The organism is Chitinimonas violaceus, assembly GCF_052601015.1.
In genome coordinates this window covers 1-17,496 of the sequence record NZ_JBQXDJ010000071.1, presented here as the reverse complement: position 1 = coordinate 17,496, position 17,496 = coordinate 1, and the positions used below count along the sequence as shown (strand labels likewise).

Sequence of the window (17,496 nt, the reverse complement as noted above, 5' to 3'; positions counted from 1 at the left end):
GCTCGTCACTGAGCATCAATCGGGGCATAGCAAACCCGCAGGGTGATTAGTATAGGAACCGTAATTCTGCGGGTTTGCTGCGCTTCTTCAATATACCGAAGTCAAAACGTCAACAGACCCTAGGGAACCGATGAAAAAGATTCTATTAACGGGTGGTGCTGGCTATATCGGCTCTCATACCTGTTTAGTCTTGCTCGAAGCAGGATATGAAGTTGTCGTGATAGATAACTACAGCAATAGCAAACCGATTTCCTTGGCGCGGGTACAGAAGCTGGTTGGGAGACCTGTAACAGTCCATCAGCTTGATATACGCGATGAGGAAGGGTTGGACCGGGTTTTCGCTAGGCATGCCTTCGATGCAGTCATTCACTTTGCTGGATTGAAAGCTGTGGGGGAGTCGATAGAAAAGCCACTTGATTACTACGACAACAACGTTAATGGTAGTTTGACCTTATTGCGAGCGATGACGCGACATAAGGTAAAGACCTTGGTGTTCAGCTCATCCGCGACGGTATACGGGGATCCAGTAACTGTTCCTATTCGTGAGGACTTCCCCACCGCACCGACGAACCCATATGGGCGAAGCAAGCTGATGGCGGAGGAGATATTGCGCGATTACTATCGGTCCCAAGTGGACTGGGGAATTGCCCTACTGCGATATTTCAATCCTGTAGGTGCACATCCAAGTGGTGAGATTGGTGAGGATCCGAACGGTATTCCAAATAACCTTTTACCATTTGCTGCCCAGGTGGCAGTAGGTAGGCGGGAAATATTGTCGGTATTTGGTAATGACTATCCGACACCAGATGGCACTGGTGTGCGCGACTATATCCATGTGATGGACCTTGCGCTTGGACATTTGCGCGCCGTGGAGTCCTTGATGGCCAAGCCACGTTTACTGACCCTGAATCTAGGGACTGGTAAGGGTTACTCTGTTCTGGAAATGATAAGAGCCCTTGAAGCAGCCAGTGGCCGCCCAGTACCCTATCGGGTTACAGCTCGCCGTCCTGGTGATATCGCCACATGCTATGCAGACCCGACTGCAGCTTTGCGTGAAATTGATTGGCGCGCGGAATTTGGGTTAGAGGCGATGTGTACACATAGTTGGTATTGGCAATCGCGGAATCCCCAGGGTTATGTCGAGGGATAGATGGGGTATTCTGCCACCGTGGTGGGCCTTGCTTAAATTTTATATAACTGGATTTATAAGACGTGAATGACTGGAATCTGATTCAACAGATAGCGATATATGCTTTGCCAGTCTTGTTTGCGATTACTGTCCATGAGGCAGCGCATGGTTATGCTGCCAAGCAATTCGGGGATCGTACTGCTGAAATGATGGGGAGGCTGACCCTTAACCCAATCAAGCATATTGACCCCATTGGCACGGTATTGGTGCCTGCGGTGGTGTTATTTCTTAGTAATACGATGGGTGGTGGTTTTTTATTTGGCTGGGCGAAACCGGTACAGGTTGATTTCCGCAATCTGAAGAATCCCAAGGCGGATATGTTGTGGGTTGCCGCTGCTGGCCCCGCTGCAAATTTAGCAATGGCACTCGTTTGGGTATTAATACTGAAGTTTGCAGGTTCTTTAGGCGAAACTATTTTCCAGGCACCGTTGTCGTATATGGCTCAGGCGGGTATCCAAGTCAATGTGGTTCTGATGGTACTGAATTTGTTGCCTCTGCCCCCATTGGATGGCGGAAGAATACTGGTTTCTTTACTCCCTCCTCGTGCTGCCAGTCAACTGGCTCAGATTGAACCATATGGCATATGGATACTGATAGGCCTGATGGCAACAGGGTTGTTGTCGGTTATCATGCAACCCCTCATGCAGGTGGTCTTTGGTTTTTTGGCGTTGTTTGTTTGATGACATTGCTTCAGTAGGGGTAAGCAGCCCCAATCTGAAGTATCAATGCAACGTTACCGTGATTAGTTTGGTAGCAAACATGCTACAGCGATTATTATTCGCCACGGTACGAGTGACGTTGCTCTTGGTTAATCTGTTGCATTTTTCTTTTTATTATTTGATCCGACTGGCTGCCCTATGATGTTTGCGACAAAGCTGCGCTGTGCAGTGTCTATGCTTATTCTCGCTTCTGCACCTGTACTTTTGCAGGCTGCAGAAGTCAGTGGTGGCTATGCTATGCCCGCTGGGTTACAAGGGCTTGGCAAAGATACTAATAGGGATACAGGAAGTGTATTGGTCTCTGGCAGATCAGCAGCTCAGACCGGGTCGATGAGTAGCGCTCAGCAGACTGATGCAACTCGTCCTGGTCAGTTTTTGGAGCAGAGTCAGAATGGGCAGACGCTCCAGCGAGTGTTGCAGCCGCCTAAGCCTAGTGAATTCCAAAATTTGGTATCGATTACCACAGGGCAGAACCTACCGATATTTGGTCAAGATATGTTCGAAGGGGTGCCCAGTACTTTTGCCCCCTTGGATGGGGTGCCTGTAACCTCAGATTATGTTGTTGGACCGGGGGATGAGCTGCTTGTCCGCGGGTGGGGTCAAGTCGATATCGATGTGACCTCCGTGGTTGGCAGAAATGGTGCCATTTTTATTCCCAAGGTCGGGAATTTGAATGTAGGTGGCCTGCGTTACGAGGAAGTGGTTCCCCTTATCAAGTCTGCAGTAGGACGTATCTATAAGAATTTTGACCTTACTGTGAGTATGGGTCAGTTAAGGTCGATCCAAATTTTTGTGGTTGGCCAAGCCAAAAGGCCGGGGAGCTATACCGTTAGTTCGTTGAGTACCCTGGTGAATGCCTTGTTCGCTTCAGGCGGCCCCTCGGCAAGCGGTTCGATGCGTGCCGTCCAGCTTAAGCGACAAGGCAAGGTTGTCACTACTTTCGACTTGTATGATTTGATCATCTCAGGTGACAAGTCTAACGATGCTCGACTTCTGCCCGGTGATGTTGTCTATATTCCCCCAGTTGGGAAGCAGGTAGCGATACATGGTAGTGTCAATCGGGCTGCTGTGTATGAAGCCAAGTCTGACAGTACCCTAAAAGATCTGTTGAATTGGGCTGGTGGCCTATCAACGGCTGCGGCCGGTCAAAAGGTAACCGTGGAACGAATTACTGATCGCCAAGCACGTAAAGTCGCTGAATTTCAATTGAATGGAGGTGAGCTGGCGAGTTCTTTACAAGACGGTGATGTTGTCAGTGTATATGCCGTATCACCGCGCTTAGAGAATTCGGTTACTTTGCATGGAAATGTCGCTCAAGCAATGCGTTTCCCATGGCGTGAAGGGATGCGTATAAGCGATATTATTCCAGATCGGAATGCATTGATTATCCCCGACTATTGGGTGAATCGAAACCGTAGCGGTCAGAGTCAGAGCTGGTTAGTGGGATCTCCAGTTACGGATTCAAACCAATTGATCCAGGCGTCATTCAGTCGCCCAGCTAGTAGCATTCAGAATAATGCAAGTAAATCTACTAAAGGTTCTTTACAGGAAGTTTTACCAAGGCCTACTGCTACTCAAGCAAATAGCGAAGAGATTCCTAATCAATTGGCCATAGGCGATATGCCCGATAATCGGAATATGATTGGTAAGTATCAATCTGAAGATTTGGCGTCAATTGGACAAGCAAATGCGAAAACTGGTCAGAGTAAATTCCGGGAAGAGTTAAGCCGGAATAATCTGGAGGTGAATTGGGATTACGCAGTAATTGAACGGCAAGCGAAAGATCTATCTACTGATCTTATTCCTTTTAATCTAGGTAAAGCAGTACTAGAGCGTGATCTAGCTCAGGATGTGTTGCTTCAGCCTGGCGATACGGTAACTGTATTTTCTAAACGCGATATTGTAGCACCATCAGAAAAGCAAACCCGTTTTGTACGTTTGGAAGGAGAAATAGCAAATGCAGGGGTATATAGAGTCCAGGCTGGCGAAACATTACGCCAATTAGTACATCGAGTGGGTGGCTTAACCAATAATGCATATCTCTTTGGTGCTGAACTTAATCGTGAATCTGCACGTAAGCTGCAAGAGATTAAATTGCAAGAATTGGCGGACCGCTTAGAGCAAGAGGTAGAGCGTTCAGCCTCACAAAAAGCGAGTAGTGCAATTTCTGCGGAAGCCCAGGCTTCGCTGAAGTCTGATTTAGAAGCTCAAAAAGCATTAGTTGCAAAACTGCGTAATACGCCTGTTACTGGCCGCATTGTATTGGAGATGCCCACTGACGCTCGTGGTATAGAGTTACTTCCCGACTTATCATTGGAAGATGGCGATAGGCTCTATGTACCTGCACGCCCTGGTTTTGTTTTAGTAAATGGCTCAGTATATAGCCAGAATGCTTATATATATAAACCGCATAAGCGCCTTACTGATTATGTAACACAGGCAGGCGGAGCTACCAGAACCGCAGATGAAGGTGACACCTTTGTTATTCGTGCAGATGGATCGGTTCATAATGGGCGTAATGCGGGCATATTTAGTGGGTTCCGCAGCACTGAAATTATGCCGGGAGACACAATAGTTGTGCCTGAAGATTTCAATAAAGTTTCTTGGATGCGTGAGCTGAAAGATTGGTCGCAAATTATCTATCAATTCGCCTTAGGCGCTGCTGCATTTAAATCGCTAAATAAGTGATGAATATGGCTCAATTATCAGAGATCAAATCAGAAGTACAGGCTGTTGACGCTTCACTTGGCATTAATGAGATTTCATTGTTTGAGCTAACTGAAATGCTTTGGGCCAGTCGTCGCTTTATTATAGGAGTTACCAGTGTAGTTACATTGGTTGCGAGCATAGTTGCTTTATTGTTGCCGAATATTTATACAAGTCAGGTTATTATTTTGCCCCCTCAGCAACAGCAATCTGCTGCATCAGCAGTGCTTTCACAGCTTGGTGGATTAGCCGGTGCAGCCGGTTCTGCTATGGGTCTAAAGAGTCCCAACGAAATCTATGTCAGTATGATTAAGAGTCGTACTGTGGCGGAAGTATTGACTAAGCAGTTTGAGTTGGAAAAGCTATACAAGGCTAAAGGTCGTGATGAAACTATAAAGAAATTAAAAGAAGTAACAGAAGTGACTTCTGGTAAGGATTCTTTAATTACTGTTAAAGTGGATGATGAGGACCCAAAGAGAGCAGCAGATTTGGCAAATGCATATGTAATCGCCCTTAGGCAAATTAGTAGCACACTAGCTGTTGGGGTTGCTGCGCAACGCCGGCTTTACTTTGAGCGTCAAATAGCATCAACAAAAAAGCAACTGGCAGATGCTGAAGCGAGGCTAGTAGTTGTACAAGCGCAAACGGGAATTTTACAGCTTGAGGCTCAAGGAAAAGTAACCATTGAAGCGGTGGCGAGTCTTCGTGCGGAAATTGCAGCAAAAGCTGTACAGATTTTTGCTATGCGTCAAGCGATGACGAAGCAAAATCCTGAGCTTCAGCGTGAAGAGGCTGCATTGGAAGGACTACGCTCCCAGCTTGCTCAAATGTTAGGTACACAGTCTGATGAAGATAGGGCAATTTTACCTCGTTCAGTTGCTCCTGCAGCAGGCTTGGAATATATCCGTGCATTACGTGAGGTAAAGTACAATGAAATATTAATGGAAATGTTAGCCAAGCAATTTGAGATTGCTCGATTAGATGAAGCAAATGATGGTTCAGTAATTCAAGTATTAGATGCTGCAGTTCCCCCGGAAAGAGAGTCGAAGCCAAAACGTCTAGTGATAGTAACTTTAAGTATGATACTTGGTATCATATTATCGATAACTTTTGTTCTTTTTCAACGATTATGGCGACCTTTCTATAAGAAGTAATTTTAAAAGTTCTGCCAGAATACTTTACTTTGTATCTAGAGGTAGGAATGGATTTGATCGTAATTAAATTTTACTTGACCGGCAAAAAAGGTTATTTTACCTTGCTTGGCGCATTGACACATAGAAATGATGGAATAAGTATTCATGTAATAGTAGGGCGTGATAGAAATGTTGCGGACGACTATTCAGAAAATATAGTCGCACTATGTATAGAAAACGAAGTTGGATATAGCGTCTATCCGTCAGAGACTAATATACCTTATAATTACGTCATAGCTGCGGGGTGGCAGCGTATGATTCATAATGTGAGTGATAGTCAGTTGATTATATTTCATGATTCTTTATTGCCAAGATACAGGGGGTTTGCTCCATTAGTTAATGCTCTTCTGAACAAAGAGAAGTATCTGGGTGTTACTGCATTAGTTGGTGCTTCAGAATATGACATGGGTGATATATATTGTCAGGAGTCTATTTCTGTTGAATATCCAGTGTTAATTAGCGATATGATTGATATGGTTTCTGAGCTTTATACTAGTCTAATAAAAGCAGTTATCGATAAAATTATTACTAACGCATTGATCCCTTATCAGCAGTCTCATATAGATGCAACTTATAGTTTATGGCGGGATGAAGAAGATTATAGGATTCAGTGGTCCGATAAAGCAACGGATATTGAGCACTTTATTAGGTGTGTTGGGTTCCCATATCTAGGGGCGTCAACCATTGCAGATGGTGAATTACTTCGAATCCTCAGTGCAACTATAGTCCCTGATGTGTATATAGAAAATAGAACACCCGGAAAAACTATTTTTGTTACTGCAGAAGGAAAACCTATAGTTGTTTGTGGAGAAGGTTTGCTTCAGCTTGATATCATAACCGATAATACTGGGGCAGTATTTAAAATGAAGAAATTTAGGTTACGATTCAAATGATAAATATACCATTTAACAAGCCCTACCTTCATGGTAGAGAGTTAGTGTACATAGCGGATGCGGTGCGTTCTGGCAAGATATCAGGTGATGGGATATTTACCAAGAAATGCCATAGCTATTTTGAGTCTAAATTTGGCTTTAGAAAAGCGCTATTAACAACATCTTGTACTGATGCTTTGGAGATGGCGGCAATATTATTAGATATAAAACATGGTGACGAGGTCATATTGCCGTCATTCACTTTTGTTTCTACAGCAAATGCATTTATTTTGCGTGGAGCAAAGTTAGTCTTTGCTGATAGTTGTGATGATAATCCAAATATATCTCCTGCAGCTATAGAGGAATTAATTACACCAAATACAAAAGCAATTGTTGTGGTTCACTATGCAGGAGTTGCATGTGACATGGATAGAATAGCAAGCATTGCACGCAGATATGGGGTTGCTATTGTAGAAGATGCAGCACAAGCAGTGGATTCCTATTTTAATGGAGCTCCGCTTGGGAGTATCGGAACATTTGGTGCTTTTTCATTTCACGAAACTAAGAATATCATTTCTGGTGAAGGTGGAATGCTTGTTGTAAATAACGAAAAATATATTAATCGAGCAGAAATAATTAGAGAGAAAGGTACAAATCGGTCTTCATTCTTTCGAGGTGAAGTTGATAAGTATGGATGGGTTGATATTGGATCCTCCTTTCTGCCTTCGGAGTTGGTAGCAGCATATTTATTTGCCCAGCTTGAAAATCTAGAGGTTATTCAGAGCAGGAGGAAAGTAATCTGGGATACCTATAACAATGGTCTTAGATCATTGGCAGATGATGGTTGTTTTGAGTTACCTCACATTCCTTCATGGGCAACTAATAATGCGCATATGTTTTACTTGGTTTGTCGGTCACTTGAGGAGCGTGGTAATTTAATTGCTTTTCTAAAGTCAAAAGGTATACACGCAGTATTTCATTATATTGCACTACATACAAGTCAGTTTTTCTTACCTCATTCAGATAGTAGAGCTCTTCCAAACTGTGATAGGTATACTAATTGTCTAGTAAGACTGCCGATATATTATGAGTTACTGGATGATGAAGTCGGTAGAGTAATTGAAACAATTCATGAATTCTTTGCAAAAAAGAAGTAAGGTATTTAATGTAGTAGCCCCAATTTTATTGGGGCACTTCTTTAGATTGCTAGCAGGGCTTTTTCTTATTAAAAGCATTGCAGAATCGTTAGGTGTTCAAGGAGTTGGGCAGCTTGCGAACCTTATGATGCTCACTACTCTAATGCTGTCTTTTGCTGCAGGAGGTGTATCGAATGCTATCGCAAAGTATGTTGCTGAGTATTGTGACAGTAGCACACTATTGGCCAGTTTTTTCTCGACTCTTTTCAATTACTTTATCTATTTTTTGTTAGTAGCAACAGTATTTTTCTTAATACTTTCTTTTTTATTTAAAGAGATATTCTTTTATAGTCTATCCACCACGGAAATTATTATATCCTTACTTTCGTCATATTTTTTCACGTCGATATACGCTATTGGTATTGGTTTACTAAATGGGTTAAAAAGATATTGGCTAGCATGTATATCTGTTGTCTCTGGTGCTTTGACGGCCATACTTATGACTAATGAATTGATCTCTAATGGTGGATATAGAGGAGCACAGTTCTCTGTACTATTTTTCTCTGCAGTACCAGTATTTCCTTTGGTTGTTGTTCTTATTATTACAAAAGCGTGGAGTATATTATCTACGCGTGGTGAATCAAAATTCGAAATATCTAGACTCGTTAGTTTTGCATTAATGCAATGTGCAAGTGTGATCGCTATGCCATTGGCTGATTTTATCGTTAGGAGTTATTTATTAAGTATTTCAGGAATAGATCTTGTAGGAAATTGGAATGGAGCATTAAGAATTTCTGCTGCATATACAAGCTTATTTATTGCTTTTTTTTCAGCTTATTTTATACCTAAGTTTTCTTCGCTAGAGATATCTTTAATTAAGGCGCATACTTGGAAAATGCTCCAGTATATATCGCTTCTTTACATCCCTATGGCGTCTTTGGTATATATTTTTTCTGAGCTTCTTATTGATCTTATTCTAAGTAAGGACTTTGAGTTGGTTGCTCATAATATTGGGTACGTACTACTTGCTGATTATTTCAAGTTAATGGCATACGGAATATGTTTTGTATTGATATCAAAGGCTAAGTCTAAAGTGATCATTTGCCTGGAGGTATTGCAAATGGCTATTTATATTGCAGTTGCTTTGAGTTTTTCAAGTTACTTTGGTTCTGAAGCAGTCTTCCTTTCTCTGCCAATAATATCTTTTATTTATTTTTTTACAACTTTAGCTATCTTTAAAATGGTCATTCGGAGCATATGAATTCATGAGTAATATTAGCGTAACGGTTGTGGTATCCTGTTATAATCAAGAAAAATATATAGAGGATGCTATAAATAGCATTTTATCTCAGAAGACTAATTTCGAGTTTCAAATTATTGTAGCTGATGATTGTTCAACTGATAATACACGACATATAGTACGTAGAATAGCAGAGAATCATCCCGGTGAAATTAAAGCAATATTAAGAGATGTAAATATAGGAGCAGATAAGAACTATCTAGATGTTCACCAGCAAGCAGAGGGTGAGATTGTATTTCATTTTGATGGTGACGATTTGATGCTGCCTGGAAAGTTGCAAGAGCAGTATGATGTATTCCAGAAGTACCCAGATGTAAATATATCATTTCATCGAGCTAGATATTTCTCTGATGACTTAAAGTATGTTTCAGAAACAGGATGGCCATTTGATAGAGAAGAAAGTGAACATATTTTCTCAATGCATGATTTAGCCAAATGGGGAACAATTGCTGTGCACGGTAGTTATGCTTACCGTAAGTCATCTAGGAATATGTATCTAATGGATAGACCATTCATGGAATGGTTTTTTGCAATGAACTCTCTATACACTGGGACGGGGATTTATTTGAACAAAGTTCTTATGGAATATAGATGTAATGCCCATGAGAAGTCATATACATCGACAAAGCTCGGTAGATTGAAGGCATTTAAGATTGTATTTGCAGACATAGATTACTATTTTTCCAGAGATTCAAGGTTAAAGAAGAATCTTTATACTTGTTATCTGATTAACTTTCTCGCTACGGTACGATCGTGCCAGCATATTGAGCTTAACGCACTTCTATTTCTAATCAAGAATATAAGATATTTTAGTTATAAGTCTCTACGCGATGCAGCAAGCGTAAGATTAGCAGCGGCACCTGCGAAGAGAATTCGGTAAGTATGAGATTCCCCGTACTAGCTCAGATTAACCAAACAGTAAAGCGACATATTATGTCGCTTTTTGCAGTGGCAATTGTGTTTTTATATATCTTTACAATTAGGCTTAGTATTAGCTCTGTCCCTATTGTGATTATCCCTTTGTTAGTTTGGTTTACACTAAACCCTAGATTGCTTGCATCTATATGTAGTGGTTGGAAAGCTTATTTATCCTTACTTTTATTTCTTTTAACATGGATTGTTTCAACAATAGTTAACCAAGAGCTGGATAGCTCTGGGGTATCATTTTTTATTTCTAGATTACTTTATCTTGTGCTGGCTTTTCCGCTTATTGACTTGATGTTTAGGTTTGGGAATATCAGAGATGAAAATGGTTTATTTTCAGTAGTTAATAAAGTTTTTGTTATTCAAATTTTTGTTATTGCGCTGTTCTTTTTTTATCCTAGTTCGTTAGAATTCATTAGTCAGTACCTTTATACGGATCCATTGTCTCAGTCGGTGCAAGAGGCGACAATTGGCTTTCGATTGATTGGCATTGGCGTCGCAAATTTCGGCGGTGGTATTTTATTTGGTCTGTATTTATTAAGTCTGACGGCATATATAACTGCTGATGTTAAGCGAATTAATTTAATGTTTGTTTCATGGTGGTTACTAGTAGCACTATCAGGATTCTTAATAGCAAGATCCTCCATTGTTGCTGTAGCCCTATCGTTTTTATATTTTTCGGTTAAAGGTAGTGAGATATTTAGTAAGTTCATACTCCGGCTATTTGTCATTATATTAACAGCTGCGCTAGTAATAGCATTTGCTGTAGATATTCATGAGTTGATTAATTCTGATATAATCAAATGGGGATTTGAGTTTTTATTTGCATATTTTGAAGAGGGGGAGGCTACTACAGCATCTACTGATCACTTATTAACTATGTATATATTGCCGAATGATTATTTAACCTACTTTTGGGGAGATGGTAGATTTTTTGATCCTATAGGGGCTGAGTATTATATGAACACAGATGTAGGATATATAAGATTAATTTTTTATGTGGGTATTTTTGGAATGATAGCATTTATTCAGTACATTTGGTCAATAACAGTTGGTATGCGTCATAAGGCATCGTTTCTTTATGCCGCTTCATTCTATTTTTTTGTATTTCTTTTAATTTTGAATTTCAAAGGATTCGTAGATGCTACGCAATACTTAGGGATGTTTTTCGCATACTCGTATATGAATAGATCTGGAGATATCTTATGTCGAAAATAAAGATTTTTAGGGTTATTACGTCTGCGGAAGTTGTGAATTTTCATCTTAAGAATTTTCTAAGGAATGGTGTTAGTGAATTTGATATATATGTTATTGGAAGTGATGTATCAAAATTTGGCGATAAAGAATATCCTGGTGTCAATTGGATTGAAATTGAGATACCAAGGAAGATTTCTATAGTCAAAGACATTTTATGCCTGTTAAGACTAATTGTAGTAATTTTACGTGAAAAGCCTAGCATAATTCATTCTATCATGCCAAAGGCTGGCTTAATTGCATGTATTGCGGGTTTTATATGTAATGTTCCAACTAGAATACATACTTTCACCGGTCAAGTATGGAGTGAAAAGACGGGGTTGAAAAGAGGACTACTTGTTTATATAGATAAGCTAATTGTAGCTCTTACTACGACGGCTTATACGGATAGTAAGTCGCAGTCGTTATTTCTATTAGAAAACAAAATTTCTCAGGAGGGAGCGGCCTTGCCCTATTTGGGAGAGGGCTCACTTGCGGGGGTTGATCTGAAGCGTTTTGATTATCAAGTTCTCATGGTTGATCGTAATAAAGTACGGGATGAGTTAGGGCTAAAGGGTACTACTTTTATATTTGTAGGTAGAAAGTGTAGAGATAAGGGAGTCTTTGATTTAGTTACATCATTTATGAATCTAATACAGGATGGTTTATCATGTTCTCTTATTCTTGTTGGACCCGATGAGACTGATGGGCATCTCGATAAGAATATTAGTAATTTATGTTGTGAAAGTATTGTTTTGGTGCCAGCTACTAATGAGCCAGAGAAGTATATTATTGCTGCAGACATTTTTTGTTTACCAAGTTATAGAGAAGGATTTGGTTCGGTTGTGATTGAGGCGGCTGCTTTGAAGCGTCCTTGTATAGGAACAAGAATTAATGGCTTAACGGATTCCGTAGTCGATGGAGAAACTGGTCTATTAGTACCTACTGGCAATAGTGAAGAATTATGTAATGCAATGCGCCAATTTATTCAGAACCCAGAGATAATATCTATTATGGGTGATGCTGCGTATAGGCGAGTGAAAGAGAATTTCTCTTCTGATTATTTATACAGGTTACAAGCTGAGGTATATTCTGTTAGTACGAAAAATCAAGCGTATTTACAATAGTTGATAAAAGGTCAACATTTTAACTATAAACGTACTGTGAGCTTGAATATTGAATAAGGTGTTATTCCATCTTTCGAAGAATAACTAAGTTCAAACTATTCAAATTTCCCTGTTGAGGTATTGATGTGCATTCATTATTAGTTACTGGATCTAATGGTTTCGTAGGAAGAGCTCTTTTGGCTCGATTGGCGATAATGTCTAATTATAAGTTAGTAGGTACAGTTCGTCAGCCATTATTGAATCCGATCGCTAATGTTAATTATGCAACAATTCGTGACTTGTGTTTGGATACTTCTTTGCGAGAGGTGCTACAAGATGTATCTGTTGTTGTGCATACGGCTGCTCGTGTTCATGTTATGGATGATAAAGGTTTCGATTATTCGCTTGCTGAGTGTCGTCGTATTAATGTTGATGGGACTATTAATCTTGCTAGACAAGCTGCCAATGCAGGTGTGCAACGTTTTATATACATCAGCTCAGTTAAAGTGAATGGGGAAAAAACCGAATTAGGGAAGCCTTATTCTATTGCAGATATGCCAGCACCGATAGATGCATATGGTATTTCTAAAATGGAGGCAGAAAATGCCCTACGAAAAATAGCTAGTGAAACTGGAATGGAAATAGTGATTGTCCGTCCTCCATTAGTCTATGGGCCTGGAGTAAAAGCAAATTTTCGAAGCTTGATGCACTGTATTTCGCAAGGAATTCCATTACCTTTGGGGATGATAAGAAATAAGCGAAGTTTGGTGGCGTTGGATAACTTGGTTGATTTGATTCACTGCTGTATTAATAGTCCATTTGCTGCAAATCAGACATTCTTTGTAAGTGATGGTAATGATTTATCAACTACTCAATTAGTGAAATTTATGAGTTTAGCACTCGGCAGAAAACCAAGATTAATTGCTGTTCCTGCCTCGATTATTACAGCTGTTGCAGTTGTGTGTGGGAAGAGTAATGTAGCTAGTCGGTTATGCGAGTCGTTGCAGGTGGATATATCCAATACGCGAAGTCTGCTAGGTTGGACCCCCCCAGTTTCCGTGGATGAGTCTCTACGAAGCACTGCAGAACATTTTTTGAATGAGCAATAAATGAATATATTTATATTTTTAATTTTAATAATGGGCTTGTCATTTAAGCTAACAGGTAAGCTACGACAGTATGCGCTTAGAAAAAAGATTATAGATGTACCAAATGAGCGTAGTTCACATACAATTGCTACTCCGCGTGGTGGTGGTTTGGCTATTGTCTTCTCATTTTTAGGCATGTTGCCTATTTTATGGGTAGTTGAACTCGTTCCTATTAATATAGCTTTAGCGCTATTTGGTGCTGGTTTTTGGGTTGCATTGATTGGATTTCTTGATGACCGAGGACACATTCCAGCACGCTGGCGTTTGTTGGCTCACTTCGTGGGTGCGGGTTGGGCATTAATTTGGCTTGGGGGGATGCCACCACTTGTTGTATTTGGCGCTATTATTCAGCCAAGTTGGTTTTGGCAAGCAGTTACGTTATTTTATTTGGTCTGGGTGTTAAATTTGTATAATTTTATGGATGGTATAGATGGATTAGCTAGCTTGGAAGCTATTACTGTTTGTATGGGGGGAGTGATTTTATACTGGATTGCTGAGCCTACGGGTATTGCATGGTTATTGCCAGCATGTTTACTTGCAGCAGTGGCTGGTTTCCTATATTGGAATTTTCCTCCCGCACGTATTTTTATGGGAGATGCGGGTAGTGGATTTCTTGGAATTACTCTTGGTATTTTTCCTATTATGGCTGCGAAAATCCAACCTGAGTTGTTTTGGGCTTGGTTGGTATTGCTTGGTGTATTTGTGGTGGATGCTACGACTACATTAGTGCGCCGGGTACTGCGTGGCCATAAGTTTCACGAAGCTCATCGAAGCCATGCATATCAATATATGTCGCGATTGATGCAAGCGCATAAGCCTATTAGTTTAGGAGTTGCGTTTATCAATCTTGTATGGTTGTTGCCAATAGCAATTGTGATTATTAAGGGATTTTTAAGTGGCATGGTTGGTTTACTGCTTGCATATTTCCCATTAATTTTCCTTGTGATTTACTTTAGAGCAGGTGCAAGTGAACTGCAGGCTGTATGAGCAGAACTTTTCTACTAAGAGATGATTGTATGGCTATGGAACTTGTGGTAAGGATGATATTTTTAAGCTCATTCTACCAGTTAAAAGAGGATTATTGCTAATTAACATGTTATAGATGAGAGTGAAGGATCGTAAGTAAGCTGAGTGTCCGTCTTGGTTATGTAAATTATTGGTGTGGGCGTTATACATCAGGTACTGTCTTAATGAAGAGCATGGTTGAAAGAAAATATGTTAGCAAAATTTTTGCATTTACCTCGACGAACTAAAGCAGTTCTCATGGCAACTGCCGATGGACTATTGTTGCCGTTGATGATGTGGTTGGCTGTTTCTTTGCGTTACGGTACATTGGAATTGCCAACAATGCTGGATATGATGAATTATCTAGTATTACCTATAATTGCAATTCCTTTATTTTTACGTGCAGGTCTTTATAGAGCAGTTATTAGGTACCTTGCAGATAAAGTTGTTCTTGTAATATCGAGTACTGCTTCATTTGTGATGCTTTCCTATGCTGCAGTTACCGTGCTTGTAAATAATTGGAGTTTACCAGGCACCACGTTCTTGATCGCGTGGTTGTTGGTGGTTTTTTATATGTTCACTAGCAGATTTGGAGCTAGATTCATATTAAGACGCTTTGTTCGCACTTCATTGCAAAAGTCTGTATTGATATATGGAGCGGGAAGTGCCGGTAGACAGTTGGCTACAGCGCTATCAAACGGGTTTGAGTATCAGCCTGTGGGTTTTCTTGATGATGATAAGAGGTTACATAAGCTGGAAATTGGTGGGTTGGAGGTTTTTCCTCCTACTGAACTTGCTTCTCTTATAAAGAGGAAGAGTGTAAAGCAGGTATTATTAGCGTTGCCTTCTGCTTCAAAAAATAGGCGTGTAGAGTTGATTAATTGGCTTGAGCCTTTCCATGTTGATGTACGCGTTGTGCCTGGTATAGCTGACTTGATAAGTGGTCAGGCAACTGTATCGGACGTGCGTACTGTTGATGTTGACGAGTTACTTGGGCGGGAAGCGGTGCCGCCTGATCAAGCATTATTAGCTGCAAATATTCGCGGCAAGGTTGTGATGGTAACGGGGGCTGGTGGCTCGATTGGTTCTGAGCTATGTCGACAAATCATTCAACAAGACCCAATACGGCTTGTTTTATATGAGATGTCTGAGTTTGCACTTTATAGCATTGATCAAGAACTTCGGCATTTGTTACCGGATGCAGTTATTGAATTAGTGCCTGTATTAGGATCTGTTCAGAATGAGCAGCGTATTGGTGCAATTATGCAGCGCTACTCTGTCCAGACAGTTTATCATGCTGCAGCTTACAAGCACGTACCTATTGTGGAATTTAATATTACTGAAGGAGTATTGAATAATACTTTCGGTACATTAGCTACTGCATTGGCTGCTCAGAAGCAAGGTGTTGAGACATTTGTTTTGGTTTCTACGGATAAAGCTGTTCGACCTACGAATGTAATGGGTGCAACTAAGAGAATGGCTGAGCTTGTGTTGCAAGCTTTTGCTGATACTAATGACGGTTCAACTCGTTTCTGCATGGTTCGCTTTGGGAATGTTTTAGGCTCCTCTGGATCTGTTGTTCCTTTATTTAGGAAGCAATTGGAATTGGGAGGACCTATAACAGTCACTCACCCTGAAATTACTCGCTATTTCATGACTATTCCTGAAGCAGCCCAACTTGTTATTCAAGCTGGTGCAATGGGTTGTTCAGGTGAAGTGTTTGTATTAGATATGGGGCAGCCGGTAAAAATTGTTGATCTTGCACGTAGAATGATTCATTTAAGTGGATATACGATCAAAGATACTGATCAGTCTGAAGGCGAAATAGAGATTCAGTATTCTGGCTTACGTCCAGGCGAAAAGCTTTATGAAGAGCTCTTGATTGGGCATAATGTTTTGGGTACTTCTCATCCAAAAATCATGAAGGCTAAAGAAGACTTTCTTGCTAAGTCAGAAATGGATGAGTTATTGGCTGAACTACTGCGTGCTTGTAGTGAGAACAGCTTAGAAACAATTATTGCTTTATTGCACAAATGTGTAGTCGATTTTAAGCCGGAAGCAACAATTAAGGATCATCTCTATGATTATTAAATAAATTCCGGTCCGAGCGCAATTGATGACCTGAATTATCGGGGGGATAGTGATCTATCGGACGTGGTCGATGCTGATTCTGTGGCCTCTTCCCATTCAGTTCTACCAAGAATTAGTTTACATGTAGGGTAAGGGTCCCTCGTGAGGAAGTGCCGATTCGTCGAAGCCGGGAACTGTCGCAAGCACGGCAATTGGATGCGATGTTTTACAACTGAGGAAAATCGTTTGGCGGTATGGATTGGTTCGAAGCCAAGCTACTTCTCAGGTGCGCTGTCTGCGCAAGCAGCCCAACCATTTACGTGTAGTACAGCTTCAGCAGACCGGGCTGAATCAGTGCTGGTCTATGGACTTTCTCGGTGGCATGTTCTCGGGTAGACGGTGAATCAGGGTGCTTGCCGTGATTGATACCAGGGGTCGGAAAGCTGGTAAACCCCCGGCGAGGCGCATGTGCGGCGCAAGTTTTACGACATCGCTAAGCTAGTACCCAAGCGGGGACTGGCGCACGAGGCCATCGACCGCATTGCTGCGCTCTACCATGCTGACAACGCCCTGCGCGAACTCATCTCCGATGAGCGACGACGAAGACGAGCACAGGATACTCGTCCGCTGCTTGACGACTTCAAATGCTGGCTCGACTTGCACCACCCTCAGTTGCTGCCGAAGTCGCCCTTGGCGCAAGCGATGGCTTATGCGCTGAGGAACTGGGCAGCGCTGATACGCCACCAGGAGGACGGGCGGCTAGGTAATCCGGTAATCCCCCCGGAAAATAGGGGTGTGCAGAAGTAGAATTTTCTCGGATAGAGGGAGTTCTACAAAATGAAGAAATCGAGATTTTCGGACAGCCAAATCATCACCGTGCTTAAGGAGGCAGAGG

General features: G+C 41.2%; 14 protein-coding genes. All 14 read left to right on the top strand.

Translation table 11 applies throughout. The features are described 5' to 3' along the window. Positions 1 to 130: 130 nt before the first annotated feature. The 14 genes from galE to ACUHMQ_RS17660 all read left to right on the top strand — a co-directional run bounded on the left by galE (position 131) and on the right by ACUHMQ_RS17660 (position 17,408). The gene (gene galE / locus ACUHMQ_RS17725) at positions 131 to 1,150 is read left to right on the top strand and encodes a UDP-glucose 4-epimerase GalE (RefSeq protein ID WP_445296790.1); all 1,020 of its coding nucleotides are present in this window, start codon (positions 131 to 133) and stop codon (positions 1,148 to 1,150) included. Between the two features lie 62 nt (positions 1,151 to 1,212). After that, positions 1,213 to 1,869, top strand: coding sequence for a site-2 protease family protein (locus ACUHMQ_RS17720; protein ID WP_445296789.1), 657 nt, complete (start codon positions 1,213 to 1,215; stop codon positions 1,867 to 1,869). Positions 1,870 to 2,082: 213 nt separating this feature from the next. After that, the gene (locus ACUHMQ_RS17715) at positions 2,083 to 4,596 is read left to right on the top strand and encodes an SLBB domain-containing protein (RefSeq protein WP_445296788.1); all 2,514 of its coding nucleotides are present in this window, start codon (positions 2,083 to 2,085) and stop codon (positions 4,594 to 4,596) included. Between the two features lie 5 nt (positions 4,597 to 4,601). After that, entirely contained in the window at positions 4,602 to 5,768 is a 1,167-nt protein-coding gene (locus tag ACUHMQ_RS17710; RefSeq protein ID WP_445296787.1) for a GumC family protein, read from the top strand. A gap of 47 nt (positions 5,769 to 5,815) precedes the next feature. Beyond that, the gene (locus ACUHMQ_RS17705; protein WP_445296786.1) at positions 5,816 to 6,700 is read left to right on the top strand and encodes a methionyl-tRNA formyltransferase; all 885 of its coding nucleotides are present in this window, start codon (positions 5,816 to 5,818) and stop codon (positions 6,698 to 6,700) included. Next, positions 6,697 to 7,836 (top strand): dTDP-4-amino-4,6-dideoxygalactose transaminase, encoded by a 1,140-nt coding sequence (gene rffA, locus ACUHMQ_RS17700; RefSeq protein ID WP_445296785.1) that lies wholly within the window; start codon positions 6,697 to 6,699, stop codon positions 7,834 to 7,836. The genes ACUHMQ_RS17705 and rffA overlap by 4 nt, the downstream gene beginning before the upstream one ends. Continuing rightward, positions 7,811 to 9,076 carry an oligosaccharide flippase family protein gene (locus tag ACUHMQ_RS17695; protein WP_445296784.1) on the top strand — a complete coding sequence of 422 codons (1,266 nt, stop codon included), beginning with the start codon at positions 7,811 to 7,813 and terminating at the stop codon, positions 9,074 to 9,076. Before rffA ends, ACUHMQ_RS17695 begins: the two co-directional genes overlap by 26 nt. Positions 9,077 to 9,080: 4 nt before the next feature. Next, complete coding sequence (locus ACUHMQ_RS17690; RefSeq protein ID WP_445296783.1) at positions 9,081 to 9,995, top strand: glycosyltransferase family 2 protein; 915 nt, start codon at positions 9,081 to 9,083, stop codon at positions 9,993 to 9,995. 53 nt (positions 9,996 to 10,048) lie between these two features. After that, positions 10,049 to 11,257, top strand: a complete 1,209-nt coding sequence (locus ACUHMQ_RS17685; RefSeq protein ID WP_445296782.1) for a hypothetical protein — start codon at positions 10,049 to 10,051, stop codon at positions 11,255 to 11,257. Beyond that, on the top strand, positions 11,245 to 12,399 hold the full coding sequence (locus tag ACUHMQ_RS17680; RefSeq protein WP_445296781.1) for a glycosyltransferase family 4 protein: 1,155 nt from the start codon (positions 11,245 to 11,247) through the stop codon (positions 12,397 to 12,399). Before ACUHMQ_RS17685 ends, ACUHMQ_RS17680 begins: the two co-directional genes overlap by 13 nt. 125 nt (positions 12,400 to 12,524) lie before the next feature. Continuing rightward, the gene (locus tag ACUHMQ_RS17675) at positions 12,525 to 13,487 is read left to right on the top strand and encodes a UDP-glucose 4-epimerase family protein (RefSeq protein ID WP_445296780.1); all 963 of its coding nucleotides are present in this window, start codon (positions 12,525 to 12,527) and stop codon (positions 13,485 to 13,487) included. Further along, positions 13,488 to 14,513 (top strand): MraY family glycosyltransferase, encoded by a 1,026-nt coding sequence (locus tag ACUHMQ_RS17670; RefSeq protein ID WP_445296779.1) that lies wholly within the window; start codon positions 13,488 to 13,490, stop codon positions 14,511 to 14,513. It abuts the gene before it with no gap. Positions 14,514 to 14,789: 276 nt separating this feature from the next. Continuing rightward, a complete protein-coding gene (locus tag ACUHMQ_RS17665; RefSeq protein ID WP_445296778.1) occupies positions 14,790 to 16,622 on the top strand; it encodes a polysaccharide biosynthesis protein in 1,833 nt (610 codons plus the stop codon). Positions 16,623 to 17,069: 447 nt separating this feature from the next. Next, entirely contained in the window at positions 17,070 to 17,408 is a 339-nt protein-coding gene (locus ACUHMQ_RS17660) for an IS66 family transposase (protein ID WP_445296777.1), read from the top strand. Positions 17,409 to 17,496 lie beyond the last annotated feature (88 nt).

Excerpts from the sequence above, each read along its gene's own strand:
- galE (WP_445296790.1), top strand. The coding sequence starts at position 131 with ATGAAAAAGATTCTATTAACGGGTGGTGCTGGCTATATCGGCTCTCAT.
- ACUHMQ_RS17715 (WP_445296788.1), top strand. The coding sequence starts at position 2,083 with ATGCTTATTCTCGCTTCTGCACCTGTACTTTTGCAGGCTGCAGAAGTC.
- ACUHMQ_RS17710 (WP_445296787.1), top strand. The coding sequence starts at position 4,602 with ATGGCTCAATTATCAGAGATCAAATCAGAAGTACAGGCTGTTGACGCT.
- ACUHMQ_RS17705 (WP_445296786.1), top strand. The coding sequence starts at position 5,816 with ATGGATTTGATCGTAATTAAATTTTACTTGACCGGCAAAAAAGGTTAT.
- rffA (WP_445296785.1), top strand. The coding sequence starts at position 6,697 with ATGATAAATATACCATTTAACAAGCCCTACCTTCATGGTAGAGAGTTA.
- ACUHMQ_RS17695 (WP_445296784.1), top strand. The coding sequence starts at position 7,811 with ATGAATTCTTTGCAAAAAAGAAGTAAGGTATTTAATGTAGTAGCCCCA.
- ACUHMQ_RS17690 (WP_445296783.1), top strand. The coding sequence starts at position 9,081 with ATGAGTAATATTAGCGTAACGGTTGTGGTATCCTGTTATAATCAAGAA.
- ACUHMQ_RS17685 (WP_445296782.1), top strand. The coding sequence starts at position 10,049 with ATGTCGCTTTTTGCAGTGGCAATTGTGTTTTTATATATCTTTACAATT.
- ACUHMQ_RS17680 (WP_445296781.1), top strand. The coding sequence starts at position 11,245 with ATGTCGAAAATAAAGATTTTTAGGGTTATTACGTCTGCGGAAGTTGTG.
- ACUHMQ_RS17670 (WP_445296779.1), top strand. The coding sequence starts at position 13,488 with ATGAATATATTTATATTTTTAATTTTAATAATGGGCTTGTCATTTAAG.
- ACUHMQ_RS17665 (WP_445296778.1), top strand. The coding sequence starts at position 14,790 with ATGGCAACTGCCGATGGACTATTGTTGCCGTTGATGATGTGGTTGGCT.